Below are 22,878 nucleotides of genomic sequence, written 5' to 3'. Positions count from 1 at the left end.
GCGCCGGCAAATCAAGTCTTCTTTGCCTTTCGCCCCGTCCGGTGCCCCCGGAAAGTATCTGCTAACGATTTGTTGTTCGCCGTGTGATCGCCGGGCGGCGAAATTCGGCAAAACGGGCCTTGATGCTCAAGTTGCTTGAGGTTTTATGCTCGCCGCGGCGGCTGGTGCTTCGGATTCGGGGCGTTTGCCGGGGCATGACGCCGCACTGAGGCCGGTCACGGTCACAAGATTAACGAAGTTCTAAGCAATCGCTTGGAATCTGAACCCCGAGATGCGCCGCTTTCGAGCCGGCGTGCCCGGACCTCTAACAACCGAAAACGAACCATGTTTGCGCTTCGCCACCGTCTCTTCCGTGAAACCGCCCGCCTGCGCCTGCCGCTTCTTGCACGGCTTGCCGCCGCCACTGTCGCCGGCAGCCTGCTTGCCGGCTGCATGGCCATGGATGTCGCCTCGCTGGCCGAGGCGCCGGAGCTTTCCAGCAAGGTGAAAGCCGAGATGTCGAAGAAGAAGATGCGGCCGGAAAGCCCCGTGCTGGTGCGCATCTTCAAGCAGGAAAGCGAACTGGAGGTCTGGAAGGTCGATACGAGCGGCCAGTATGCGCTGTTCAAGACCTATCCGATGTGCCGCTGGTCCGGCAAGCTCGGCCCGAAGACCAAGAGTGGCGACCGCCAGGCGCCTGAGGGCTTCTACCATGTCTCGGCCGGCATGCTGAACCCGAACTCGCAATATTACGTCTCCTTCAACCTCGGTTATCCGAACAGGCTGGAATCGGCGCTCGGCTACACCGGCGAGGCGCTGATGGTGCATGGCGCATGTTCGTCCTCGGGCTGCTACGCAATGACCGACCAGGGTGTCGGCGAGATCTACGCCATCGTGCAGCGGGCGCTGGAGGGCGGGCAGCAGCGCTTCCAGGTGCAGGCCTATCCCTTCCGCATGACGACGCAGAACATGGCCAAACATCGTGGCGACCCGAACATGCCCTTCTGGCGCACGCTGAAGGAAGGCTATGACGCCTTCGCCTTCACGCGCAAGCAGCCGAAGGTCTCCGTCTGCGGCGGCCGTTATGTCTTCAACAAGGAGTTCGCGGACGGCGAACCGAGCGATCCGCTGGCGCAGTGCCCGGCGACGCTGGGCGACGCGACGACCGATCTCGTTGCCAAGCTCGGCGCGGAACAGAAGAAGCTGGATGCGGCGCTTGCCAGCACGACGACGGTGTCGAGCTTTGCCTACATGGACGGTGGCATGCATCCAAGCTTCCGCACGCTCCTGAAGCAAGAAGGTGCGAAGGGCATGGCCGCCCGTATCTCGCGCACGAAATATCCGGTCAGCCGGCCCGATGCCGCGCTGGCCGATCCCTATGACGATTGACGTGAGGACATGTATTGACTGGTGAAAGCGTAAGCCGCCGATCCTTCCTGCTTGGCGGGGCAGGATTGGCAACCACCGTTCTGGCCGGCTGCACGACGCCGGTGCGCGAGCGGGTCGCCATCGAACCCGAACCGGTCGATACCAGCATCTACGCCGCCATGTACGGGCCGAAGCCCGACGAGCAGTTCCCGCTTCCGGCCATTCCCTACCAGAAGATCGACCGGCGCTTCTATCGCCAGATGGTGCCGAACCCGACCGGCGAGCGGCCTGGCGTCATCGTCGTCGATACGTCCAGCCACTTTCTCTACCTCACCTACGAGGACGGCCAGGCCATGCGCTATGGCGTCGGCCTCGGCCGCGCCGGCTTCGAATGGGCGGGCCGCGGCGTCATCCAGTACAAGCGGCAATGGCCGCGCTGGACCCCGCCGGATGAGATGGTCGCCCGCCAGCCGGAACTGCAGCCCTACAGCATCGCGAACGGCGGCATGGAGCCGGGCCTGAAGAACCCGCTCGGTGCCCGCGCGCTCTACATCTTCCAGAACAAGGAAGACACGCTCTACCGCATCCACGGGTCTCCGGAATGGTGGACGATCGGCAAGTCCGTTTCCTCCGGTTGCGTGCGCATGCTGAATCAGGATGTCATCGATCTCTACAACCGCGTGCAGAACGGCACGCCCATCCTGGTGCTCGGCACCGCCGCCGTCGCTGCGGCCTATTGACTGCATACGATTTTCGCGCCTTATTGCGTACAATACTTGATCTGCCCGGAATGGGGCAGGTCGGGTCGTATGCAGATGGAGACGCGAGGCCATGGCCGAGATCGAGACCCTTTTCACCCGTGCGAAACTGGCGGACGGTTCGCTGAACGATATCGGCGTTGCCGGCGGCCGCATCGTCGCCATCGCGCCAACGGGCGCGCTTGCGGACGCGGCCTTGCAGGTGGACATTGCCGGCGCGCTGCTGGTGCCGGCCTTTGTCGAGGGCCACATCCACCTCGATACCAGCTTCTACGGCGACAAATGGATCCCGCACAAACCCTGCACCAACGGTTTTGACGTCCACGAGCGCGTCGCTTTCCAGGCGGAGAACATGGCAAGCGCCGCGCCGATGGGCGAGCGTGCCCGCAAGCAGCTGGAACTCTGCGTTTCGAACGGCTCCCTCCAGATGCGCAGCCATGTCATGGTGGATGGCTCGGTCGGGCTGAAATCGCTGGAGACGATCCTTGGTATCCGCGAGGAGTACTGCGATGTCATCGACATCCAGCTCGTCGCCTTCCCGCAGAGCGGCATCCTGAAAAGCCCTGGCACGGCGGACCTGCTGGACGAGGCGGTCGCGCTCGGCGCAGACCTCGTCGGGGGCCTCGATCCGGCAAGTTTCGACCGCGATATCGACGGCCATCTCGATGTCGTCTTCGGTGTTGCGGAAAAGCGCGGCGTCGGGGTCGATATCCATCTGCACGATTTCGGCTCGCTCGGCGCCTTCACGGTGGAGGAAATCTGCGCGCGCACCGTGGCGCTCGGTTTGCAAGGCAAGGTGGCGATCAGTCATGCCTATGGCCTCGGTGACCTCGATGCCGACACCGCCCGCCGCATCGGGGCGAAAATCGCTGCCGCAGGCGTGTCGATCATGACCAACGCCCCCGGCGATCATGTCTTCCCGCCGGTCGCGCTGCTGCGCGCGGAAGGCGTCACCGTCTTCGCCGGTAACGACAATATCCGCGATTCCTGGTGGCCCTACGGTGACGGGGACATGCTGGCCCGGGCCATGATGATCGGCTACCGCTCCGGCTTCTACACGGACGAGGAACTGACGGCCGCCTTCGACGTGGTGACATCAGCCGGTGCGAAGGCCCTCGGTCTCGAAGGCTACGGCATCGCTATCGGCGCCAGGGCCGATTTCGTGACGCTCGCCGCCGAACATGTACCGGAGGCCGTCGTGGCGGTGCCGAAGGGACGGCGGGTGTTCAAGGCCGGGCGGGTTGTCGCGGAGAATGGGGCGTTGGTGCGGTAGAGCAGCAGGTTTTCGCGCTGGCGGGTGGCGGAGCGAACGTCGGCAAACCGACCAAGCAAAAAGGACGCGCCGCTTTCGCCGGCACGCCCTTTCCTTTTTGACGTCTCCAAAACCGATTACGTGCGCGGCTTCAGGTTTTCAGGGTCGTACAGCGGCTTGTAGCCGATGCCGACCACCTCGACCGGGTAGGTCTCGGCAAAATACTCGATGTTGAGCTTGCGACCTTCCTGGCAATAGGCGTGCGGCAGGTAGGCGAGCGCGATGTTCTTGCCGATGGTCGGGCCGAAGGCGATGGACGTCGTGTAGGAACGGCGGCCGAGGTCGTCGATGAGGACGTCGCCGGTCGCGGGGTCGATGACCGGCAGGTTGCCGAGCGGGTAGCGTTTTACGCCGTTCCTGTCGGTGTTCTCGGTCATGACGAGCGTGCAGAGCATGGCGGGCTGGTGGTCGCGCGCCTTGTATTCCAGATGCTTCGCCTTGCCGCGGAAATCCGCTTCCTTGACCTTCGGGCGGGCAAGGTCGGCCTCGATGAGGTTGTACTGGGTGAGAAGGTCGGCGTTCTGCAGACGCAGGCTCTTTTCCATGCGGCGCGAATTGGCATAGGTCTCGACGCCGAAGGCCATGACGCCGGCGGCGCGCAGGGCATCCCAGACGGCGAGGCCGTCCTCGTACTTCATGTGCAGTTCCCAGCCCTGCTCGCCGACATAGGAGATACGGAAGGCGGTGACGGACTTGCCCGCAATCTCGATCTGCTTGATCGCGGCAAACGGGAAATTCTCGATATCGAGGCCAGCCGGGTCCGCCACCACCTTCTTCAGGTTTTCGCGGGCGTTCGGGCCCCAGATGCCGATGGTGATGAACTTTTCCGACGTGTCCGTGATGGTGACGTCAAGGCCACGATCCTCGGCGACGCGCTTCATGTAGTGGAAGTCGCGCGGGCCGGCGTCGGCGCCGTTGACGAGGCGGCAGCGGTCGGCCATGCGGAAGACGGTGAAGTCGGCGCGCACCATGCCCTCGTCGTCGAGGAAGTGGGTGTAGATGCCCTTGCCGATGTTGCCGTCGCCGCCGATCTTGGCCGCGCAGAGCCATTCGAGCAGCTCGACATGGTCGGGGCCTTCGATATCGACCATGTGGAAATGTGAGAGGTTGACGATGCCGCAATCCTCGCTCATCGCGAGATGCTCGGCATTCGAGACGCGCCAGAAATGGCGGCTGTCCCACTCGTTCTCGCGAACGGGAACGCGGTTGCCGTATTTTTCCAGGAGGTGCTCGTTGGCGGCGTAGCCATGCGCACGCTCCCAGCCGCCGAGTTCCATGAAGTAACCGCCGAGTTCTTTTTCGCGCTCATGGAAGGGTGAGCGCTTGGCGCCGCGACCGGAGGCGTAGGGTTCGCGGTTGTGCACCGCCGGGAAGTAGATCTTTTGCGCGGCCTCGTAGCTGCGGCCTTCGATGAACTCCTCGGTGAGCTGGTGCGGGTAGAAGCGGGAGTAATCGATCGAGTTGTGGTCGATCTCGGTGCGGCCGTCCGTCATCCAGTCGGCGATCAGCTTGCCGTAGCCGGGGCCGTCCTTCACCCAGATGGCGACGCAGTACCAGAGGCCCCGCACCTTCTGGCTTTCGCCGCAGGACGGGCCGCCAGCGGCGGAGACCTGCAACAGGCCGTTGAAGGAATGGCCTTCGTTATAGCCGAGTTCGCCGAGGATCGGTGTCAGTTCCATGGCCTTTTCGAGGGGCTCGAGGATCTGCTCCATGTCGAGGTCGCGCTGCGAGGGCGACAGGCGCGCCTCGTGCTTTTCGAGAATGTCGCGCGGGTGGCAAAGGCGCGGACTGGTTTGCTCGTAATAACCCCACTCGATCTGGCCGCCCTCGGTGGTCTTCGGATCGCCGGTGTCGCGCATATAGGCTGAGTTGCCCTGGTCGCGCAGAAGCGGATAGCCGATTTCCTTGCCGGTGCCTTCGAACTCGTTGTACGGGCCGAAGAAGGTGAGGGGATGGTCGACCGGCATGACGGGCAGATCCTCGCCGACCATTTCGGCGATCAGGCGGCCCCAGATGCCGGCGCAGACGATGACATGGTCGGCCATGATCGTGCCGCGATGGGTGACGACGCCCTTGATGCGACCGCCCTCGACGATCAGCGACTGGGCCGGCGTGTTGCCGTAGACCTGCAGCTTGCCGGATTTTTCGGCGGCATCGACCAGCTTGCCGGCAACCGTCTGCGAGCGCGGGACGACGAGGCCGGCATCGGGATCGAACAGACCGCCCATCACCTGATCCTGCTCGATCAGCGGGAACATGTCCTTGATTTCGGCCGGTGAAACATAATGCGCGCGGGTGCCGAAGGCCCGGGCGGAGGAGAGCTTACGCTTGATCTCTTCCATCCAGGTGTCGTCGCCGGTGCGCGCGACCTCGAGGCCGCCGATGCGCGCGTAGTGGCCCATCTTCTCGTAGAAATCGATCGAATACTGGGTGGTCCAGACCGAAAGATAGTCGTGGCTGGTCGTGTAGCAGAAATCCGAGGCATGCGCCGTCGAACCAATGTCGGTCGGGATGCCCGACTTGTCGATGCCCACGATGTCGTCCCATCCCCGCTCGATGAGATGGTGGGCGATCGATGCGCCCACGATACCACCCAAACCGATGATGACGACCTTCGCCTTTTGCGGAAACTCTGCCATGTGCTGGACCCCGATGAAATATTGCTGCCGATTTTAGGGCCTGCTCGCCTGCCAGTGCAGCCTGTCTGCGACTCGCCAGCGACCAGTTCCGACAGTCGCCGGAACCGGACCTGTTGCAGGCCCCTCACGCCGGCGGCAAGACCCTAGCGGATCACCGGGTGGGCGCAACGCTTTTCCTTCAGGGATTCAGGCGGCCTCGCCGAGGGGAGCGACGCCCTCCTTCACCAGCACGGCCCTCACCGACGGCCGCGCGTCTATCCTGCCCGCCAGCGCCTGCAGGCTCTCCGGCAGGGCGATGCCGCACATCGCGGCCCAGCGCGCCATCACATAGAAGAAGGCATCCGAAGCGGAAAAGCGCGCGCCGAAGAGATAGTCGCCCTCGATGCGCGTGGCGATCCAGCCGAAGCGGCGGCCGAGCGTTTCGGTCAGCCAGGCCTTCTCCTCCTCGTTCTCGGTGAAGAACAGCCGCACGAAGGGTTTTTGCAGCTCGGTCGAGAGGAAGGCGAGCATCTGGAGGTGGCGTGTGCGGCCGAGCGGCCCGTCCGGCACAAGGCCGTCGCCGGCAAGGGCGATCCAGTCGAGCAGCGCGACGTTTTCCGTCAGGAGCAGGCCTTCATCGAGGCGAAGGGCCGGCACATAGCCGTTCGGATTGACCGCCTCGTAGCTGCTGCCGTCCTCAAGCCTGTGCTGGAAGATGTCGACCGTGTGCGACCGGAAGGAAAGGCCGGCTTCATGAAGCAGGATATGGGCGGCCTGGCTGCAGGCGGTGGGGGCGTAGTAGAAGTCCATGTTGCGTCTCCTCGTGTTTCGATGAGACGAGTGTGCCGGCGCCGGGGCCCGAAGGTCAGAGGCAAACGGGCTGGTTTCGGGGCAAATCGGCCATTGTCAGCCGAGACCGCGCTGGCGGTTGCGCTGGCGATACTGTGCCGGCGTGACGCCGACGCGGCGGCGAAAGAGCTTTCGGAAAAAGGTCGGATCGCCATAGCCGACTGCGACGGCAATGTCCTCGATGGCGTCCGGCCCGGTCTCCAGCATCTGCTTGGCCTCCTCGATGCGCATGGCCTGCACATAGTCTACGGGCGCATAGCCGGTGGCGGCCTTGAACTGGCGCTTGAAGGTGCGCTCGGCCAAACCGGAGCGCGCCACCATGGCGGCCACCGGGTTGGGGGCGGCATAGTTGTCGGCAAGCCAGGTCTGCACGTCGGCGATCGCGGCATTGCCGTGCTGGCGGGGTCGGGCCATGGAAGCGAAGGGGAGCTGCCCGTGACCCCGGTCGCCGATGAGGAAGAGCCGGGCGATGCGCGTCGCTTCCTCCGCCCCGCAGAAGCGGCCGATGAGGTAGAGCGCCAGATCCTGCCAGGACGTGGCGCCGCCGGTGGTGATCAGCCGCCCGTCGCTGCCGCTGTCGCAGAGAATGCGCTCCGGCCGGAAGGCGACCTTCGGATAATGGTCGCGGAAAAGATCCGCCATGATCCAGTGCGAGGCGGCTTCCGTGCCGTCGAGCAGCCCGGCCTCGGCCAAAAGCACCGCGCCGCTGCAGGCCGAGCAGACCAGCGCCTGCGCCTCGATATGCCGGCGCACCCAGGCGATTTCCCGCGGCCAGCGCCCAGCCGGCGAAAGGCCCGGGTCGAGATGGATGTCGCAGACGACGACGATATCGGCAAGATGGCCGGAAAGCCCCTGCTGCGGGGTCACGCTGAGGCCACTGCCCGTCTCCTGGGGGCCGCTCTGCGCGGCGACGAGCACCGGCTTGAGAGGGCGCTGCGCCTTCGGGCCGCGACCGGCCTCGCCGAGGATCTCGTGCAGCCCATAGGGCGCCATGGTGCCGCTTTCCGGCAGGGCGAGGATGGCGACGGTGAGGGGAGTGGTCGGCTTCGGGCGTGTCGGCATGGCGCAAGATTGGCACATCTGCCCCGAAAGTGTCGAGAACGTCTCTACTGGTCGTAGCCGGGTGCGCGCATGCTCTTCTCGTTCCACCAACAGGAAGGAAAAGGCCATGTCCATCGAACTCGGCACCGTCGATATCACCAGAACCTTCGCTGCGCCGGCAGCGTCGGTCTTTTCGGCTTGGTCGCAACAGGCGGCGCAGGAAGCCTGGGGCGATCCCGGACCCGACTGGCAGATGCGCTTCGAGCGTTTCGGCTTTGCGGCCGGCGAAAGCGATCTCTGCCGCTTCGGCCCCAGGGGCGGGCCGGTCTATCTCAACGAGAATCGCTACCTGCAGATCCTCCCGGAGGCGCGCATCGTCTATGCCACCCTGCTGCGGGAGGACGGCACGCTCACCTTTTCCGGCACGGTCGTCGTGACCTTCGAGCCGGTTCCCGACGGCACGCGCATGCGGCTTGTCGAACAGGGCATCTATTTCGATGGTCGCGACAGGGCGGAGGACCATCAGGCCGGCTGGCAGGCCATGCTGGGAGCGATGGACCGCTACCTCCAGCAACAGGCCCGCGCGGCGTGAGATCAGAGATGGGCGTGGTGCGGCGGCGGATTTTCGTAGTCGTCCACCATGCCGTTCTCGTAGATGACGGGCGCGGCGCTGAGGTCTTCTTCCGACACGTCGTCCAGCGTGCCGGCATTGACGCAGTAGAAATGCCCCATGAAGGTTTCATGGTAGCCGCGCGAGAACGAGCGGACGCCGCAATTCCTGCAGAAGTAGTGGTCGATATCGCCTTCCGGCCAGTTCGAATCGGCGGCGCGGTAGGTGAGGAGTTGGTCCTCGCCGGACAGCAGCTTGAAGTCCTCGCGCTTCGAGAATGTCTTCAGCATGCGCGTGCGCCGGCAGAAGGAGCAGTTGCAGCGCCTCAGGCCCTCGTCGAGATCGAGCACGCATTCGTAGCGGACGGCGCCGCAATGGCAGCTGCCGTGATAGGTCTTCTTCATCGCTCTTCTCCTCCGGGGTGCTGTTGCAGGGCATAGGCGACCAGCCGGTCGAGGCATTCGCCCCAGCCTTCGGCATGGCTGTCGCGAGACTGGACCGTCTCGAACGGCGTCTGGGTGAAGGTCAACCGGGTTTTGCCGGCAACATCCTCGAAGGTCACGGTCACCAGGGTTTCCGGCTCGTCCTCCGCGGTCCAGCGGAAGGTGAAGACGAGGCGGCGGTTTTCCGCGATCTCCCGGTAGACGCCGCCCATCGGATAATCTTCGCCATCGGGCGAGCGGATCACCGCCGACCAGGCGCCGCCCGGGCGGACGTCCATGCGCACCGCATGGGCGGTGAAATCCTTCGGCCCCAGCCAGCGGGCAAGGTGCTCCGGCGCCGTCCAGAGCTTGAAGACGAGGGCGACGGGCGCGTCGATCAGGCGTTCGATGGCAAGGCCAATAGGCTCGGCGGCTCCAGCGGTCTGTTGCATGATGGTCGTCCTCCTCAGCTTTTCTTGTCCGGCTCGCCGGCCTGCAATTGCCTGATGTAGTCGTCGAGCCGGTCGAAGCTCTCGTCCCAGAAGCGCCGGTAGTGGCCGATCCACCCGTTGGCCTCTTTCAGCGGCCCCGCCTCCAGGTGGCAGGGGCGCCACTGGGCGGTGCGGCTGCGGGTGATGAGCCCTGCCGTTTCCAGTACCTTCAGGTGTTTCGAGACCGCAGGCAGGCTCATCTCGAACGGGGCGGCGATTTCGTTCACTGTCGCATCCCCTTCGGAAAGCCGTGCGAGGATCGCCCGGCGAGTCGGGTCCGCAAGGGCGGCAAACGTCATGCTCAGCGGGTCGCTCACATCATTTATCCATTAGGTTAATTAACTGATGAGTTTAATAATGCCGATACCCACGCCCGTCAAGTCCTCCGCCGCCTTGACAGGGCAGGGGGACGCTGCAATCGATCGCAGCGACACGGGGAAAGGACATCCGATGAACGACGGCGCGGCGACACTGCCCGATCCGGCCACTGCCGAAGGGCACGGCGTCTCCTTCGGCGAGGCGCTCCGCGTCTGGGCGCGCGTGGCGGCGCTCAGCTTCGGCGGCCCCGCCGGGCAGATCGCCGTGATGCACCGCATCGTCGTCGACGAGAAACGCTGGATCGGCGAGAAGCGCTTCCTCCACGCCCTGAACTATTGCATGCTCCTGCCCGGACCCGAGGCCCAGCAACTCGCCGTCTATATCGGCTGGCTGATGCACCGCACGGCGGGCGGCCTTCTTGCCGGCCTTCTCTTCATCCTGCCCGGCTTCCTGTCGATCCTCGCGCTGAGCTATGTCTATGTGCTCTTCGGCGATGCCGGCGTGGTCGAGGGCCTGTTTTTCGGTCTCAAGGCGGCGGTGCTCGCCGTCGTCGTGCAGGCCGTGTTCCGCATCGGCAGCCGCGCGCTCGTCAATCCGGCGATGATCCTTCTTGCCGCCGCCGCCTTCGTCGCCATTTTCGCCTTCAAGGTGCCGTTTCCGCTCATCATCGTCGTTGCGGCGATCGTCGGTTACCTCGGTTCCAGATCCGGCTCCCGTCTTTTCCGCACGGCGGGCGGCCATGCGGGGGCGGGCGCAAATGCCCTGAAGGACGAGGAGTCGCTGCTCGGCGAGGCGACACCCGCCCATGCCCGTCCGCATCTCGTCTGGTCGCTGAAGATCTCCGCGGCGCTGCTCTGTTTGTGGCTCGGGCCTGTTGCAACGATCTGGTTTTTCGCCGGCGGCAACGACGTCTTCACGCAGGTCGGCGCCTTCTTCAGCAAGATGGCGGTCGTCACCTTCGGCGGCGCCTATGCGGCGCTCGCCTATGTCGCGCAGGAGGCCGTGCAGCACTATGGCTGGCTGCGGCCCGGCGAAATGCTCGACGGGCTCGGCATGGCCGAGACGACGCCGGGGCCGTTGATCATGGTGCTGCAGTTCGTCGGCTTCCTTGCCGCCTACCGCGATCCCGGCGGCCTCGATCCGCTCGTGGCGGCAACACTTGCGGCGATCCTCACCACCTGGGTCACCTTCGTGCCCTGCTTCCTCTGGATCTTCCTCGGGGCGCCCTTCATCGAGAAACTGCGCGGCAATGCGGCGCTTTCAGGCGCCCTGTCGGCAATCACTGCCGCCGTCGTCGGGGTCATCCTCAACCTGGCGGTCTGGTTCGCCCTGCACACGCTGTTCGGGAAGGTGACGGTTCTTGCCGCAGGCCCGCTGCGTCTGGAAGTGCCCGTTCCATCGACACTCGTCCTGCCATCGGCCTTGCTCGCCGCGGCGGCGGCCTATGCGCTGTTCCGCCTCAAGGCCTCGGTGCTGTTGACGCTGGCGCTGTCCGCGCTTGCCGGCATGGCCTGGATACTGGCAACGGGCTGAGGATCAGGAGACCACGTTGCGCACGAAACGCACGGCCACGGTGCCGGGATTGGCATAGGCATAGGCCTGGTCGGTGGCGTAGACGGTGAAGCTGCCCGCCGCAAAATCTCTGGCGACGCCCGAAAGCTCGAGCCGCAGCGTGCCTTCGGTCACGAACAGCATTTCGTGCCAACCGGTCGGGTCCGGCTCGGCGGCGTAGCGCTCGCCGGGGCCGAGCGACCAGAACCACATCTGCGCCTCCGCCGTTGCCGGTGCCGTGCCGAGCAGCACGGCCGTGCTGCCCGCATCGGTTCCCCGCCAGGTCACCTCGTTGATTTCCGCTGAAGGCGCGCGGGCCGGATCGCGCACGAGATCGACGAAGCGCACGCCCATGGCGGCGGCCAGCTTGTCGAGGCTCGACAGGCTGATATTGGCATCGCCTCCCTCGACCGCCACGATCATGCGCCGGCTGATGCCGGAGGCCTGCGCCAGCGCGGCCTGGCTGAGCCCGGTCGCCTGGCGAAGGCGACGCAGGTTGCCGGAGACATGGGCGAGCACGTCGCCGCGTTCTTGACCCTGCAGAATGTCGCTCATGTCGTTCCGTCATCGAGAAGGGCGGCGCGGCCGCAGGACGCCTTCTTAGAGCAAGTCCGGCGAAAGTGCGAAGGGCTTTTGCCGTGGATATCGGCAAAACGCTAGGGACGGCGAAGGGCGGCATTCCGGACGCTGCAAAGAGAAAGAGGCGTACTTTCGCGCGATTCTCCCACGGCGTCGGCTAAAAAGTCGTACTTTTTGCCGAAAACAGCCTCCGAATCCGAATTATGCGTGAAATGGAACCTTAACAGAAGATGACCATACCCATGCACCATATGCATGGGTGACGTGCTCGCTTGGCGCTGTTCTGCATTGCAGCATAAGCCTATAAGACGGCCATCGAAAGACGCGGCGCCACGGACCGGTGCCGAACAGAGAGCCTCCGGAAAGGGGATCATCATGAACATGGCACGTTCCTTCAGCAATTGGCGCAAGTACCGTCAGACCGTCAACGAACTCGACCGCATGACCACCCGCGAACTGCGCGATCTCGGCATCGAGCGTTCGGAAATCAAGGCCGTCGCGCGCGCTGCCGTCGGCTTCTGACCGACCCGCCGCCATCTGGCAGAATTCGAAGACACCCGCCTCCGGCGGGTGTTTTTGCATGTGCGAAGAAGTGGCGGTGCGGCGGGGCAGTTCGATGGTATTGAGGCATACGCTCCGCGCATAGCGCATAGCTGCCCTGCAAAACGATGCCTATCAAATAATCAGGAATCGGCTATAGTCATATTTATCGAAGCAACGTACCTCCTCCCACGAAGCTTCGATGATTGCAGAAGGCCCACTCCTCCTCCCAGGGCCGACTGCGGGAATGGCGGCACTCCTCCTCCCAGTCGCCATTCGGTTCTATCGGAAAGCCTGCCGCACCTCCTCCCGCGGCAGGCTTTTCCATTTATGGACCTTGGCTTCCTTCTTCCGAAAACAGCAATCGCGACCGGCTATGCGCGGCATCGGCGCATCGCGGGTTTCAGGTCGCCTGCCGATAGTGCTGCCAGAGTGCCTTCCCGGTTCGGTGATGCGCGCCATCTGTCTCCAGCCCAGCAGGGAAGCCTGCAACTCGCAAGGAGCCCGGGCTTTCATGGCGAGACGTTAAGGCCCGTAGGCTACCGCCGCCGGGGCGTCACCGCGCAGTTTCTCCGGCAATCCTCCGGCGCTGAAACGCAAAAAGGCCCGCCGGCGAAAACCGGCGGGCCTTTTTGGCGAATGTGGATCGATCAGGCCTGCGGCGTCGTGTTGTCTTCGACAGGCGCGCCAGGACCGTTCTTCTTGATCGAATCGATGGCGTTCTGCGCGCTGGCCTTGCTGGAATAGCCTTCCGTGGAGAACATCACTTCGCTGTTGTACTTGAAGCGAACACGAAACTCGCCAGCCTTGTCCTTGTAGATCTCGAACTTGTGCGCCATGGGTTTTCCTCCACGCAGATGGGAATCAGACACAAGCAACGTGCCAGCCGAGAAAACCGCTGGCAAGGGATGAGGTGAAGTCGGTCACTTGTTTTTAAAGGAGTTTGGCTGGGGAACCTGGATTCGAACCAAGATTAACGGAGTCAGAGTCCGTCGTTCTACCGTTGAACTATTCCCCAGCAGGGGCGAAACCGGCTTGGCCGGTGCCTGTGAGGCGGGCTTATAAACAAACGGCGGCGAGATGCAAATGGTTTTTTCGGGAAAATGCATCCGGCGTGTCCGAGGCCCGTGCATCGCGGTTTCGTCATAAAAAGAATTTGGCGAACGGGCCGGGCGCTGGTAATGTCGCGGCAACGAAGATCGAGAGAGCGCCTGCTTGCAGCTTTAAAGCTTTGCGCGGTGCCATAGGCAGTAACGTGAACGACCCCGACAGCGGCTTGAAGCCGCCCGTTTCCGGGGCGCGAGATGCGGGCGATGCGGGGCGACCGAAGCGGTCGCGCCGACGCAAGGGCAAGCAGAAGGGCGCTACAGGTCCCTCTGCCGTTTCCCTGTCCGCAGGCCAGGCGGCCGGTTCGTCCGGATCGGCTGAGCGCCCCAAGGCCACCGAAGGTGGCGATACCGCGCGCAGGAACAAGCGTCGTCGGCGCGGCAAGGGTGCTGGCGGCGAGAACGTGCGCCCGCTTGCCCCCGTCGGCCAGCGGGAAGCCTCCCGCGAGGACCCGCGTCAGGCGGAAGGCCGCAGGAACCGTCGCAAGCATCGCGGCAAGAAGGCCGGCGCGCGCACCGTGCCCGTCGCCGCCGAGGCGACGGTCCTGCATCCCGCGGCCGAACAGGCCCTGGAGGCGCGGTCCACCCCCCATGCTCTGGAGACGCAATCCGCCCCGCGCCCGGCCGAGCGCGAAGGCTATGACGCGCCGCTCTATGCCGCGCTCGACCTTGGCACCAACAATTGCCGTCTTCTCATCGCCCAGCCGACGCGCCCCGGCCAGTTCCGGGTTGTCGATGCCTTTTCGCGCATCGTGCGCCTCGGCGAAGGGCTTGCGGCGAGCGGCCGGCTGTCCGACGAGGCGATGGACCGCTCCGTCGAGGCCCTGAAAGTCTGCGCGGCCAAGCTGAAGAACCGCAGCATCCGCCGCGCCCGGCTGATCGCCACAGAGGCCTGCCGCGCGGCGGTCAACGGCGAGGCGTTCCTGGAGCGGGTTCGGCAGGAGACGGGGCTCGACCTCGAGATCATCAACCGCGAGACCGAAGCGCGGCTTGCCGTGTCCGGCTGCTCCTCGCTGGTCGGGCGCGAGGCGAAATCCGTCGTGCTCTTCGATATCGGCGGCGGCTCCTCGGAAATCGCGGTCATCCGCATCGGCGACAATCGCTCCAGCCGGCTTGCCAACCACATCACGCACTGGACCTCGCTGCCGGTCGGCGTCGTCACGCTGTCCGAACGCCACGGCGGGCGCGACGTGACGCCGGAGAGCTTTGCGGGCATGGTGTCGGAGGTCGAGACCATGCTGGCGGGCTTCGATTGCCCTGGCGATGTCGTGCGCGTGGCGCCGGAGGATTTCCACCTCATCGGCACATCCGGCACGGTGACGACGCTGGCGGGCGTGCATCTCGACCTGCCGCGCTACGACCGGCGCCGGGTGGACGGCGTCTGGCTTTCGGACGACGAGGTGACGGCCATGCAGGCGCGCCTTCTCTCCTGGGATTTTTCCGCCCGCGCGGCCAATCCCTGCATCGGGCCGGACAGGGCGGATCTCGTGCTCGCCGGCTGCGCCATCCTGGAGGCGATCCGCAAGCGCTGGCCATCGCGCCGCATGCGCGTTGCCGACCGGGGCCTGCGCGAAGGCCTGCTCACCGACATGATGGCCGATGACGGCGTCTGGCGCCGCGGCCGCCACCGCCGCAACCAGCGCGGCGGCCCCCGCAACCCGGCAAAGCCCGAAGGACAGGCGTCATGACCAAGCCCCCCATCGGCCGTAAGCTCGGCCAGAAGGTCAAGAAGGGCAAGCTCAAGGCCTCCTCGCGCCGCTGGCTTGAGCGCCATATCAACGATCCCTATGTGCAGCGCGCCAAGCTGGAGGGCTATCGCGCCCGGGCGGCCTTCAAGCTGCTGGAGATCGACGAGAAGCACAATATCCTCGCCGGCGCGAAGCGCATCATCGACCTTGGTGCGGCGCCCGGCAGCTGGTCGCAGATCGCCGCCAAGGTGACCGGCTCGACCGATGCCGATCCGCGCGTCGCGGCCATCGACTTCCTGGAAATGGACCCCTTGCCGGGCGTCAGCATCCTCCAGATGGACTTTCTCGAGCCCGATGCGCCGGAAAAGCTGATCGCGGCGGTCGGCGGCACGCCGAACCTCGTCGTCTCGGACATGGCCGCGCCGACGACGGGCCATCGCCAGACGGACCACCTGCGCACCATGCATCTGTGCGAGGTTGCCGCGCATTTCGCCGTGGAGGTGCTGGCGGAAGGCGGCCACTTCCTGGCAAAGACCTTCCAGGGCGGCACCGAGCGCGAGCTGCTCAACATGCTCAAGCAGAATTTCAAGCAGGTCATCCATGTGAAGCCCGGCGCCTCGCGTGCCGAATCGGTGGAAATGTTCCTGCTCGCCAAGGGCTTCAAGGGGCGCAAGGCGAAGGATGAGGCGGCTGAAGAGGATGCGGACGCCTGATGCTGCTCTACACCACCGTCGGCACGAACGATCTGGACCATGCCGGCCGCTTCTATGACTCGGTCCTGCCGCTGCTCGGCTATGCCAGGCAGAAGCAGGCGCCGGGTGAGATCGGCTATGCGGCGGAGGGCGACGTGCGCTGCCGCTTCTGGGTGGTCGAGCCGTTCAACCGCGAACCCGCCACCTTCGGCAACGGCGTGACCATCGCGCTCGTCGCCCCGACCCGCGCGGCCGTCGATGCCTTCCACGCCGCGGCCCTTGCTGCCGGCGGCAGCGATGAAGGCGCTCCCGGTCTGCGCCCGTTCCACGCCACCTTCTACGCCGCCTTCATCCGCGACCCCGACGGCAACAAACTCGCTGCCGTCTGCGAGCAGGCCGAATAGCCCGCGCCGGGCCGGAAGTCTCCGACCACTCGATATATTCCAGCAACCCGCCGTTTTCCCACGCCTCCGCGAGGGAGGCGACGAGCACGAACTATTCGGGTTCCTGACCACCGACCCGTTTCAATCCACGCCTCCGCGAGGGAGGCGACGGTTGCCGAACTCATCCGTCGCGCGACCAGGGCGGTTTCAATCCACGCCTCCGCGAGGGAGGCGACCGCCGGAAGAGCATGCCTATGCCTTCACGGTCGCGTTTCAATCCACGCCTCCGCGAGGGAGGCGACCTGGTCGCGCTGGACGATGCGCGGCAGCGTCCAGGACGTTTCAATCCACGCCTCCGCGAGGGAGGCGACATGATCGTTGTCTTCTGGACGTCGTATGCGGCTTGTTTCAATCCACGCCTCCGCGAGGGAGGCGACGGGGGTAGGTTTAGTGCATTGTTCGCACGGACAAAAGATGGGGGCTGGTGCGGATGGGCGGGTGCGGCGCGCCTTTTTGCGTCGGGGTGAGAGCGGCTGAAGCAGCGGAACCAAAAACGTCAAGAAGATAGGGCAGGTGCGAACCTGCCGGGGATTTGCGGCACGCTTGAGGTTCGCGCCGGTTTGCGGGTGGGGGCGGGTTACTTCGCCGTTGCCGCTTCCTCGTCCGGCCCCGGCAGACGATGGCCCGAGACGGTGGCGCCGGCATTCTTGGCCATGGTGATGAAGGGCAGGACGGCGGCGAGGGTCAGGGCGGAGATGATCATGAAGGCGATCTGGAAATCGCGCAGTTCCAGCGGGGAGCCTGTCAGCGCGGTCTCGATTTCGAGGATCGCGCCGGCAACGGCGACCCCCAGTGCCAGGCTGATCTGCTGAAGCACGGCGCTCATCGAGGTCGCCTTGCTGGCATCCGCGTCGGGGATATCGGCGAAGGACAGCGCGTTGGCGCTGGTGAAGAAGAAGGAGCGCGCGAAGCCCGCGATCAAGAGCACGCCGGCCATGAACCAGAAGGGTGTCGCGGGCGTGAAAAGGCCGTTCACGAAGGTGAGAATCGCCCCGCAGATGCTGGCGACGATCAGCGTCGTGCGGAAGCCGGCGAAGGTCAGCACGCGCTTGGCGAGGAACTTGGTGGTGATGGCGCCGATCGCACCCGTGAAGGTGACGAGGCCCGACTGGAAGGGCGAGAGGCCGAAGCCGACCTGCAGCATCAGCGGCATCAGGAAGGGCACTGCGCCGACGGAGATGCGAAACAGCGTGCCGCCGATGGCTGCTGCACGGAAGGCGCTGTCGCGGAAAAGCCTGAGATCGAGCAGCGGCGCCGGGTGCCGGCGGGCGTGGCGCACATAAAGCACGCCGCAGAGAAGGCCGATGGCCGTTGCGGCGATGCCGATGACGGGTGGCAGGGCAGGCAGGCTGACGACCGAGAGGCCGAACATCGTGCCGGACGCGGCCACCGCGCTCAGGAAGAAGCCACGCCAGTCGAGCGGCGGCGGCGCGGCGGCGCGGATATCCGGGAGGTAGAGGCCGGACAGCACATAACCGGCAATGCCGACCGGCACGTTGATCAGGAAAATCCAGTGCCAGGAGAAGTAGGTGGTGATGAAGCCGCCCAGCGGCGGACCGGCGAGCGGGCCGACAAGCGCGGGGATCGTCAGCAGCGCCATGGCCGAGACGAGCTCGGCGCGCGAGGTGCTGCGCACCAGGACGAGGCGTGCGACAGGCGTCATCATCGCTCCGCCCATGCCCTGCAGGAAGCGTGCGACGACGAAGGCAAGAAGGCTGCCGGAAACCGCACAGAGGATGGAGCCGATGACGAAGACGAGGATGGCGAGGCGGAAGACGCGTTTGGCGCCGAAGCGGTCGGCCATCCACCCGCTGAGCGGAATGAAGGTCGCGAGCGACACCATGTAGGAGGTGAGCGCCAGTTTCAGCGTGATCGGCCCCACGCCGAGATCGGCCGCGATGGCCGGCAGCGAGGTGGAGATGACGGTGGAGTCCATCTGCTCCATGAAGAGCGCGACGGCAAGGATGAGCGGGACGATACGGTTCATCGGCAAATCAGGGTGCAAGGCCCTCGTGCAGGCCCGCCAGACTTCTGCGCCCCGCGTTGCGATCTGTCAAATCGTAAGGGCCTTCCCGGGCCGCATTGCGGGCAAGGAGGCGCAGCGGTGTTGCTGGCAAGGGACGTGGAAAACGGCGGTAAAAGGCCGTGGGTGCGGGGACGCGTCTCGCGCCTGCGCATCACAAGCCCGTGAAACCGCGTGCCCGGATCGTGACAGCGCCCTAGATGGACGCATGTCATCTTCATGCCGAGCCGGACGCTCGACCGGCAAGGCAGTCCTTCACCAAAGAGGAAGATCCATGGGAGACCATTCGACAATCTCGCGCCGGTCCTTGTTTCTCGCCGCGGGCCTCGGCACATTGGCCGCGCCCCTGGTGCTGAACCGCGCCACCGCCCTTGCCCAATCGGAAAGCGACGCCACCGATATGCGCGTGAGCCCCCTTGAGACCCGCAGCCTGAAGCTCGGCAGTTTCCGCGTGCTGACGGTGCGCGACGGCATGCGCCCCTCCGGCGCGCCGAACGAGACGTTCGGCACCAACCAGCCCGCCGAGGCCGTCGGCGCCCTGCTGGCCGAAAATTTCCTTCCGGCCGACCGTTTCGTCAACAGCTTCACGCCGACGCTGGTCGATACCGGCTCGGAGGTCGTGCTCTTCGATACCGGCATGGGCGAGGGCGGACGCGAGGCGGGTATGGGCCGTCTTCTGGAAGGGTTGAACTATGCGGGCTACACGCCGGATCAGATCTCCGTCGTCGTCATCACCCATATGCATGGCGACCATATCGGCGGCCTGATGGAGGGCGGCAAGCCGGCCTTTGCGAATGCGCGCTACGTCACGGGCCGCACGGAATATGATTTCTGGGTCAATCCGGAGCGCATGGGAACGCCCGCCGAACAGAGCCACCAGAACGTGCTCGCCAAGGTGCAGCCGCTGGCGGAAAAGCTCACCTTCATCGAGGACGAGGGCGAGGTCGTGCCCGGCATTCGCGGGCTCAACGCCTTCGGCCATTCGCCGGGGCACATGATCTTCCGCGTCGAATCGGAGGGCAGGGCGCTGATTCTGACGGCGGACACCGCCAACCACTTCGTGCTCTCGCTCCAGCGGCCCGACTGGGAAGTGCGCTTCGACATGGACAAGGCTCAGGCCGCCGCGACGCGCAAGAAGGTCTTCGACATGATCGCCACCGACAGGCTGGCCTTCGTCGGCTACCACATGCCGTTCCCGGCGGCCGGCTTCGTGGAGAAGGCGGGCGAGGGCTACCGCTTTGTGCCGGTGAGCTACCAGTTCGACGTCTGAACGCCTTCCGTCCCCCGGAATCGAAACGGCCCGCCTCGTCAAGGGCGGGCCGTTTCGTCGAAAGGATTTGTCAGTAGCCGCGCATGTCCCGGGCGACATCCTTCAGCATCATGACCATGCGGTCGCGCAGCTCGTCGTCGGGACAGTTGACGCCCGCCGAGCGAAGGTCGGCGCGGACACGGTTGAAGGCACCGTCCGCAGCGCCGACATCGGCCATGGCGAGTTCGCGGGCATAGGCCTCGCCGTCGGGGCGGTGCATGGTATTGGCAGCCCACAGGCCGAGCAGCGCATTGCGGCGCGCGTTGGCCTTGAACATGAATTCCTGCTGGTAGGCGAATTCGTCTTCGAGCGCACGTGCTCTTTTCTTCAGTGCAGACATCGATTTCCCCGTTCTTCTATTGTTGCTTTGTGTATGGCCCTTTCTGTCCTGGCCACGAAAACGGTTATACACACGAAGATTTAAAAGACCGGCAGCAGACACGGCTAAGAATTCGTCAATCGCGCAATGCGGGGAAGCCGCCGCTTTTGCTATTCCCAAGCCGTCATGAACGTGTTACCAGCCCTCGCCAACTTCCAAGAATTTCTTGCAAGCGACCGAGGCGGACAACTCCCAATGTTCCCCTTGGTGCGTAAGCTTTATCCTAAAAGGAACTTGGCCCATGGCGCGCATCATTGAAACGGCAACCGGTCTCGAAGCCCTGACCTTCGACGACGTCCTCCTGCAACCTGGTCACTCCGAGGTCATGCCGGGCCAGACGAACATCGCCACCCGCATCGCGCACGATTTCGAACTCAACCTGCCGATCCTCTCCTCCGCCATGGACACGGTGACGGAGAGCCGTCTCGCCATCGCCATGGCGCAGGCCGGTGGCCTCGGCGTCATCCACCGCAACCTGACGCCCGCCGAACAGGCCGAGGAAGTCCGCCAGGTGAAGAAATTCGAGAGCGGCATGGTCGTCAATCCCGTGACGATCGGCCCGGATGCGACGCTTGCCGACGCGCTGTCGCTGATGAAGGCGCATGGCATTTCCGGCATCCCGGTCGTCGAGAATGGCGGCAATGGCAAGGCCGGCCGCCTCGTCGGCATCCTGACGAACCGCGACGTGCGCTTCGCCTCCGACCAGAGCCAGAAAATCTATGAACTGATGACCCGTGAGAACCTGATCACGGTGAAGGAAAGTGTCGATCAGCAGGAAGCCAAGCGCCTGCTTCACACGCACCGCATCGAGAAGCTGCTGGTGGTCGATGGCGACGGCCGTTGCGTCGGCCTCATCACGGTGAAGGACATCGAGAAGTCGCAGCTCAACCCGAATGCGTCGAAGGATGTGCAGGGGCGCCTGCGCGCCGCCGCCGCCATCTCCGTCGGCGATGACGGCTTCGAGCGTGCCGAGCGCCTGATCGAGGCGGGCGTCGACCTCATCGTCGTCGATACGGCGCACGGCCATTCGCAGCGCGTGCTGGACGCCGTCGCCCGCGTGAAAAAGCTGTCGAACTCCGTGCGCATCATGGCCGGCAACGTCGCCACGTCCGACGGCACCAAGGCGCTGATCGATGCGGGTGCCGATGCCGTCAAGGTCGGTATCGGCCCGGGCTCGATCTGCACCACCCGCATCGTCGCCGGCGTCGGCGTGCCGCAGCTTGCCGCCATCATGGCCTCGGTCGAGGCGGCGCAGGCTCAGGGTATCCCGGTCATCGCCGACGGCGGCATCAAGTTCTCCGGCGACCTTGCCAAGGCGATCGCCGCCGGCGCCTCGGCCGTCATGGTCGGCTCGCTGCTCGCCGGCACGGATGAAAGCCCGGGCGAGGTGTTCCTATACCAGGGCCGCTCCTTCAAGGCCTATCGCGGCATGGGCTCGGTGGGCGCCATGGCTCGCGGCTCCGCTGACCGCTACTTCCAGGCGGAAGTGCGCGACACGCTGAAGCTGGTGCCCGAAGGCATCGAGGGCCAGGTGCCCTACAAGGGCCCGGTTTCGGGCGTGCTGCACCAGCTCGCCGGCGGCCTCAAGGCGTCCATGGGCTATGTCGGCGGCAAGGACCTCAAGGATTACCAGGAGAAGGCGACCTTCGTGCGCATCTCCGGCGCGGGCCTTCGCGAAAGCCATGCCCATGACGTGACGATCACCCGCGAAAGCCCGAATTATCCGGGCGCGGTCTGATCGATCGCCGATTGCTGATATGCCTTCCAATGCCCGGCTTTGCCGGGCATTTTCGTCTCCGGGGCCTGCGCGAATCCTGTTTTGTTTTTCCACGTATGCGCTAGGATCGGCCACCGGCAATCTCGCCGGTTTCACTGGGGGACAACATGAAGAAGATACTGGCTGGCGCCCTTCTGGGCCTGGGTCTGGTCGTGCCTGCGCATGCGCAGACGGTCAATGCCGGCACCTACAATGTCGAAGGCACGAATCTCGACGGCTCGACCTATGGCGGCACGGCGACGATCGAGCTGACGAGCGAGACGACCTGCTCGATCGAGTGGCATACCGGTTCGACCACGTCGAACGGCATCTGCATGCTCTATGGCGATGCCTTCGCCGCCGGCTACGTGCTTGGCGATGCGGTCGGCCTCATCGTCTATCAGGTCAAGGGCGACGGATCGCTGGAAGGCGCCTGGACGATCAGCGGCAAGGACGGTTCGGGCACCGAAAATCTGACGCCGCAATAATCGCTTCCTCCTTCGGCTTGTCGCAATGGTCCTTTCCGGTTGAGGCTTTCACCGGAAACCCCTAAACCGGTTCAAACCGACAAGCCGAAGGATAACCATGTCTCCCACGGAAGCCACGATCTGGCCGATGATCGCGCATGTCGCGCTCGTCTTCTCTCTCTACCTTCTGCTGTCGATGCGCCGCATGCGGGCCGTCAGGCAAGGGCAGGCCCGGCCGGAACAGTTCCGCGAAAACCGCGAGGAGCCCACCGAAAGCCTCGTCGTCAAGAACGCCATCGCCAACCAGTTCGAGTTGCCGGTGCTGTTCTATGCCGTCAGCATCCTTCTCTATCTCGTCGATGCGGACAATCCGGTGACCGTCGCCGGTGGCTGGCTGTTCGTGGCGCTTCGTTATGCTCATGCCTATGTGCATGTCACCAGCAACCGCCTGCGCTATCGCCGGCCGCTCTTCATTGCCGGCTTTGCGGTGCTCGGCCTCCTCTGGCTCTGGCTCGGCATATGGCTTGCCTTCACCTGATCCGCGACCAGCCGGCATAGCGTCGGCTGACCCTTGCGGTA

General features: G+C 64.9%; 23 protein-coding genes, 1 tRNA gene and 1 CRISPR repeat array. Of the genes, 13 read left to right on the top strand and 11 right to left on the bottom strand.

The annotated features are described in order from the left end of the window. The first annotated feature begins 324 nt into the window (after positions 1-324). The 3 genes from EXZ48_RS23705 (at position 325) to EXZ48_RS23695 (ending at position 3,378) form a co-directional block, all read left to right on the top strand. Positions 325-1,368 (top strand): murein L,D-transpeptidase family protein, encoded by a 1,044-nt coding sequence (locus EXZ48_RS23705; protein WP_130518748.1) that lies wholly within the window; start codon positions 325-327, stop codon positions 1,366-1,368. A 14-nt stretch (positions 1,369-1,382) separates the two neighbouring features. After that, positions 1,383-2,087 carry a L,D-transpeptidase gene (locus tag EXZ48_RS23700; RefSeq protein WP_023513967.1) on the top strand — a complete coding sequence of 235 codons (705 nt, stop codon included), beginning with the start codon at positions 1,383-1,385 and terminating at the stop codon, positions 2,085-2,087. A gap of 91 nt (positions 2,088-2,178) precedes the next feature. Next, positions 2,179-3,378, top strand: coding sequence for an amidohydrolase family protein (locus tag EXZ48_RS23695; RefSeq protein ID WP_130518746.1), 1,200 nt, complete (start codon positions 2,179-2,181; stop codon positions 3,376-3,378). Between the two features lie 116 nt (positions 3,379-3,494). On the opposite strand, the gene EXZ48_RS23690 is transcribed toward EXZ48_RS23695, so the two are convergent. From EXZ48_RS23690 to EXZ48_RS23680, 3 genes are all read right to left on the bottom strand, one after another. Continuing rightward, entirely contained in the window at positions 3,495-6,056 is a 2,562-nt protein-coding gene (locus EXZ48_RS23690) for an FAD-dependent oxidoreductase (RefSeq protein WP_130518744.1), read from the bottom strand. Positions 6,057-6,242: 186 nt separating this feature from the next. Further along, positions 6,243-6,845 (bottom strand): glutathione S-transferase N-terminal domain-containing protein, encoded by a 603-nt coding sequence (locus EXZ48_RS23685; RefSeq protein ID WP_130518742.1) that lies wholly within the window; start codon positions 6,843-6,845, stop codon positions 6,243-6,245. A gap of 96 nt (positions 6,846-6,941) precedes the next feature. Then, the gene (locus EXZ48_RS23680) at positions 6,942-7,946 is read right to left on the bottom strand and encodes a GlxA family transcriptional regulator (protein WP_023513963.1); all 1,005 of its coding nucleotides are present in this window, start codon (positions 7,944-7,946) and stop codon (positions 6,942-6,944) included. 106 nt (positions 7,947-8,052) lie between these two features. On the opposite strand from EXZ48_RS23680, the gene EXZ48_RS23675 reads away from it, so the two are divergent. Beyond that, positions 8,053-8,517, top strand: a complete 465-nt coding sequence (locus EXZ48_RS23675; protein WP_130518739.1) for an SRPBCC domain-containing protein — start codon at positions 8,053-8,055, stop codon at positions 8,515-8,517. 2 nt (positions 8,518-8,519) lie between these two features. Here EXZ48_RS23675 and EXZ48_RS23670 read toward each other — a convergent pair whose 3' ends face one another. The 3 genes from EXZ48_RS23670 to EXZ48_RS23660 are packed head-to-tail and all read right to left on the bottom strand — an operon-like array spanning position 8,520 to position 9,747. Beyond that, on the bottom strand, positions 8,520-8,939 hold the full coding sequence (locus EXZ48_RS23670; protein WP_130518737.1) for a GFA family protein: 420 nt from the start codon (positions 8,937-8,939) through the stop codon (positions 8,520-8,522). Then, the gene (locus EXZ48_RS23665; RefSeq protein ID WP_130518735.1) at positions 8,936-9,409 is read right to left on the bottom strand and encodes an SRPBCC domain-containing protein; all 474 of its coding nucleotides are present in this window, start codon (positions 9,407-9,409) and stop codon (positions 8,936-8,938) included. Before EXZ48_RS23665 ends, EXZ48_RS23670 begins: the two co-directional genes overlap by 4 nt. A gap of 14 nt (positions 9,410-9,423) precedes the next feature. After that, the gene (locus tag EXZ48_RS23660; protein ID WP_130518777.1) at positions 9,424-9,747 is read right to left on the bottom strand and encodes a helix-turn-helix transcriptional regulator; all 324 of its coding nucleotides are present in this window, start codon (positions 9,745-9,747) and stop codon (positions 9,424-9,426) included. Positions 9,748-9,898: 151 nt separating this feature from the next. Between EXZ48_RS23660 and chrA the strand changes: the two genes are divergently transcribed. Then, positions 9,899-11,299, top strand: coding sequence for a chromate efflux transporter (chrA, locus tag EXZ48_RS23655; RefSeq protein ID WP_130518734.1), 1,401 nt, complete (start codon positions 9,899-9,901; stop codon positions 11,297-11,299). A gap of 3 nt (positions 11,300-11,302) precedes the next feature. Here the strand turns inward: chrA and EXZ48_RS23650 are convergent, their stop codons facing one another. Beyond that, positions 11,303-11,872: a helix-turn-helix domain-containing protein gene (locus EXZ48_RS23650; RefSeq protein WP_130518732.1), complete on the bottom strand. Its 570-nt coding sequence runs from the start codon at positions 11,870-11,872 to the stop codon at positions 11,303-11,305. Between the two features lie 399 nt (positions 11,873-12,271). Between EXZ48_RS23650 and EXZ48_RS23645 the strand changes: the two genes are divergently transcribed. Continuing rightward, on the top strand, positions 12,272-12,418 hold the full coding sequence (locus EXZ48_RS23645) for a DUF1127 domain-containing protein (protein ID WP_024270607.1): 147 nt from the start codon (positions 12,272-12,274) through the stop codon (positions 12,416-12,418). A gap of 668 nt (positions 12,419-13,086) precedes the next feature. Here the strand turns inward: EXZ48_RS23645 and EXZ48_RS23640 are convergent. Beyond that, complete coding sequence (locus EXZ48_RS23640; protein ID WP_024270606.1) at positions 13,087-13,275, bottom strand: YegP family protein; 189 nt, start codon at positions 13,273-13,275, stop codon at positions 13,087-13,089. Positions 13,276-13,380: 105 nt separating this feature from the next. Next, a tRNA-Gln gene (locus EXZ48_RS23635) sits at positions 13,381-13,454 on the bottom strand. Between the two features lie 237 nt (positions 13,455-13,691). On the opposite strand from EXZ48_RS23635, the gene EXZ48_RS23630 reads away from it, so the two are divergent. From EXZ48_RS23630 to EXZ48_RS23620, 3 genes are read left to right on the top strand one after another with little or no spacing between them, the layout of a single operon-like run. Further along, positions 13,692-15,230: a Ppx/GppA phosphatase family protein gene (locus tag EXZ48_RS23630; RefSeq protein ID WP_130518730.1), complete on the top strand. Its 1,539-nt coding sequence runs from the start codon at positions 13,692-13,694 to the stop codon at positions 15,228-15,230. Further along, positions 15,227-15,943, top strand: coding sequence for an RlmE family RNA methyltransferase (locus tag EXZ48_RS23625; protein ID WP_130518728.1), 717 nt, complete (start codon positions 15,227-15,229; stop codon positions 15,941-15,943). Before EXZ48_RS23630 ends, EXZ48_RS23625 begins: the two co-directional genes overlap by 4 nt. Beyond that, the gene (locus tag EXZ48_RS23620) at positions 15,943-16,326 is read left to right on the top strand and encodes a VOC family protein (RefSeq protein WP_130518726.1); all 384 of its coding nucleotides are present in this window, start codon (positions 15,943-15,945) and stop codon (positions 16,324-16,326) included. Before EXZ48_RS23625 ends, EXZ48_RS23620 begins: the two co-directional genes overlap by 1 nt. Before the next feature lie 50 nt (positions 16,327-16,376). Beyond that, a CRISPR array of direct repeats spans positions 16,377-16,742; the repeat unit is 32 nt; unit sequence GTTTCAATCCACGCCTCCGCGAGGGAGGCGAC. A 200-nt stretch (positions 16,743-16,942) separates the two neighbouring features. Here the strand turns inward: EXZ48_RS23620 and EXZ48_RS23615 are convergent. Continuing rightward, positions 16,943-18,352, bottom strand: a complete 1,410-nt coding sequence (locus EXZ48_RS23615) for a DHA2 family efflux MFS transporter permease subunit (RefSeq protein ID WP_130518724.1) — start codon at positions 18,350-18,352, stop codon at positions 16,943-16,945. 310 nt (positions 18,353-18,662) lie between these two features. Here EXZ48_RS23615 and EXZ48_RS23610 point away from each other — a divergent pair, with 310 nt between their 5' ends. Then, complete coding sequence (locus tag EXZ48_RS23610; RefSeq protein WP_023515291.1) at positions 18,663-19,658, top strand: MBL fold metallo-hydrolase; 996 nt, start codon at positions 18,663-18,665, stop codon at positions 19,656-19,658. Between the two features lie 70 nt (positions 19,659-19,728). On the opposite strand, the gene EXZ48_RS23605 is transcribed toward EXZ48_RS23610, so the two are convergent. Then, positions 19,729-20,037, bottom strand: a complete 309-nt coding sequence (locus EXZ48_RS23605; RefSeq protein ID WP_130518722.1) for an ATPase inhibitor subunit zeta — start codon at positions 20,035-20,037, stop codon at positions 19,729-19,731. A gap of 280 nt (positions 20,038-20,317) precedes the next feature. Between EXZ48_RS23605 and guaB the strand changes: the two genes are divergently transcribed. The 3 genes from guaB to EXZ48_RS23590 all read left to right on the top strand — a co-directional run bounded on the left by guaB (position 20,318) and on the right by EXZ48_RS23590 (position 22,837). After that, entirely contained in the window at positions 20,318-21,814 is a 1,497-nt protein-coding gene (gene guaB / locus EXZ48_RS23600; RefSeq protein ID WP_023517116.1) for an IMP dehydrogenase, read from the top strand. A 146-nt stretch (positions 21,815-21,960) separates the two neighbouring features. Beyond that, entirely contained in the window at positions 21,961-22,320 is a 360-nt protein-coding gene (locus EXZ48_RS23595) for a hypothetical protein (protein ID WP_023517117.1), read from the top strand. A 97-nt stretch (positions 22,321-22,417) separates the two neighbouring features. Then, positions 22,418-22,837: an MAPEG family protein gene (locus EXZ48_RS23590; RefSeq protein ID WP_023517118.1), complete on the top strand. Its 420-nt coding sequence runs from the start codon at positions 22,418-22,420 to the stop codon at positions 22,835-22,837. Positions 22,838-22,878: the final 41 nt, after the last annotated feature.

Source organism: Shinella sp. JR1-6 (assembly GCF_004284735.1).
Taxonomy (GTDB): Bacteria; Pseudomonadota; Alphaproteobacteria; order Rhizobiales; family Rhizobiaceae; genus Shinella.
Note: the sequence above shows the minus strand (reverse complement) of the source record. Positions and strands in the feature narration are given on the sequence as shown.

Excerpts from the sequence above, each read along its gene's own strand:
- EXZ48_RS23685 (WP_130518742.1), bottom strand. The coding sequence starts at position 6,845 with ATGGACTTCTACTACGCCCCCACCGCCTGCAGCCAGGCCGCCCATATC.
- EXZ48_RS23695 (WP_130518746.1), top strand. The coding sequence starts at position 2,179 with ATGGCCGAGATCGAGACCCTTTTCACCCGTGCGAAACTGGCGGACGGT.
- EXZ48_RS23690 (WP_130518744.1), bottom strand. The coding sequence starts at position 6,056 with ATGGCAGAGTTTCCGCAAAAGGCGAAGGTCGTCATCATCGGTTTGGGT.
- EXZ48_RS23660 (WP_130518777.1), bottom strand. The coding sequence starts at position 9,747 with ATGACGTTTGCCGCCCTTGCGGACCCGACTCGCCGGGCGATCCTCGCA.
- EXZ48_RS23650 (WP_130518732.1), bottom strand. The coding sequence starts at position 11,872 with ATGAGCGACATTCTGCAGGGTCAAGAACGCGGCGACGTGCTCGCCCAT.
- EXZ48_RS23675 (WP_130518739.1), top strand. The coding sequence starts at position 8,053 with ATGTCCATCGAACTCGGCACCGTCGATATCACCAGAACCTTCGCTGCG.
- EXZ48_RS23590 (WP_023517118.1), top strand. The coding sequence starts at position 22,418 with ATGTCTCCCACGGAAGCCACGATCTGGCCGATGATCGCGCATGTCGCG.
- EXZ48_RS23665 (WP_130518735.1), bottom strand. The coding sequence starts at position 9,409 with ATGCAACAGACCGCTGGAGCCGCCGAGCCTATTGGCCTTGCCATCGAA.
- EXZ48_RS23640 (WP_024270606.1), bottom strand. The coding sequence starts at position 13,275 with ATGGCGCACAAGTTCGAGATCTACAAGGACAAGGCTGGCGAGTTTCGT.
- EXZ48_RS23615 (WP_130518724.1), bottom strand. The coding sequence starts at position 18,352 with ATGAACCGTATCGTCCCGCTCATCCTTGCCGTCGCGCTCTTCATGGAG.
- chrA (WP_130518734.1), top strand. The coding sequence starts at position 9,899 with ATGAACGACGGCGCGGCGACACTGCCCGATCCGGCCACTGCCGAAGGG.
- EXZ48_RS23605 (WP_130518722.1), bottom strand. The coding sequence starts at position 20,037 with ATGTCTGCACTGAAGAAAAGAGCACGTGCGCTCGAAGACGAATTCGCC.
- EXZ48_RS23610 (WP_023515291.1), top strand. The coding sequence starts at position 18,663 with ATGGGAGACCATTCGACAATCTCGCGCCGGTCCTTGTTTCTCGCCGCG.
- EXZ48_RS23645 (WP_024270607.1), top strand. The coding sequence starts at position 12,272 with ATGAACATGGCACGTTCCTTCAGCAATTGGCGCAAGTACCGTCAGACC.
- guaB (WP_023517116.1), top strand. The coding sequence starts at position 20,318 with ATGGCGCGCATCATTGAAACGGCAACCGGTCTCGAAGCCCTGACCTTC.
- EXZ48_RS23705 (WP_130518748.1), top strand. The coding sequence starts at position 325 with ATGTTTGCGCTTCGCCACCGTCTCTTCCGTGAAACCGCCCGCCTGCGC.
- EXZ48_RS23670 (WP_130518737.1), bottom strand. The coding sequence starts at position 8,939 with ATGAAGAAGACCTATCACGGCAGCTGCCATTGCGGCGCCGTCCGCTAC.
- EXZ48_RS23625 (WP_130518728.1), top strand. The coding sequence starts at position 15,227 with ATGACCAAGCCCCCCATCGGCCGTAAGCTCGGCCAGAAGGTCAAGAAG.
- EXZ48_RS23595 (WP_023517117.1), top strand. The coding sequence starts at position 21,961 with ATGAAGAAGATACTGGCTGGCGCCCTTCTGGGCCTGGGTCTGGTCGTG.
- EXZ48_RS23620 (WP_130518726.1), top strand. The coding sequence starts at position 15,943 with ATGCTGCTCTACACCACCGTCGGCACGAACGATCTGGACCATGCCGGC.
- EXZ48_RS23680 (WP_023513963.1), bottom strand. The coding sequence starts at position 7,946 with ATGCCGACACGCCCGAAGCCGACCACTCCCCTCACCGTCGCCATCCTC.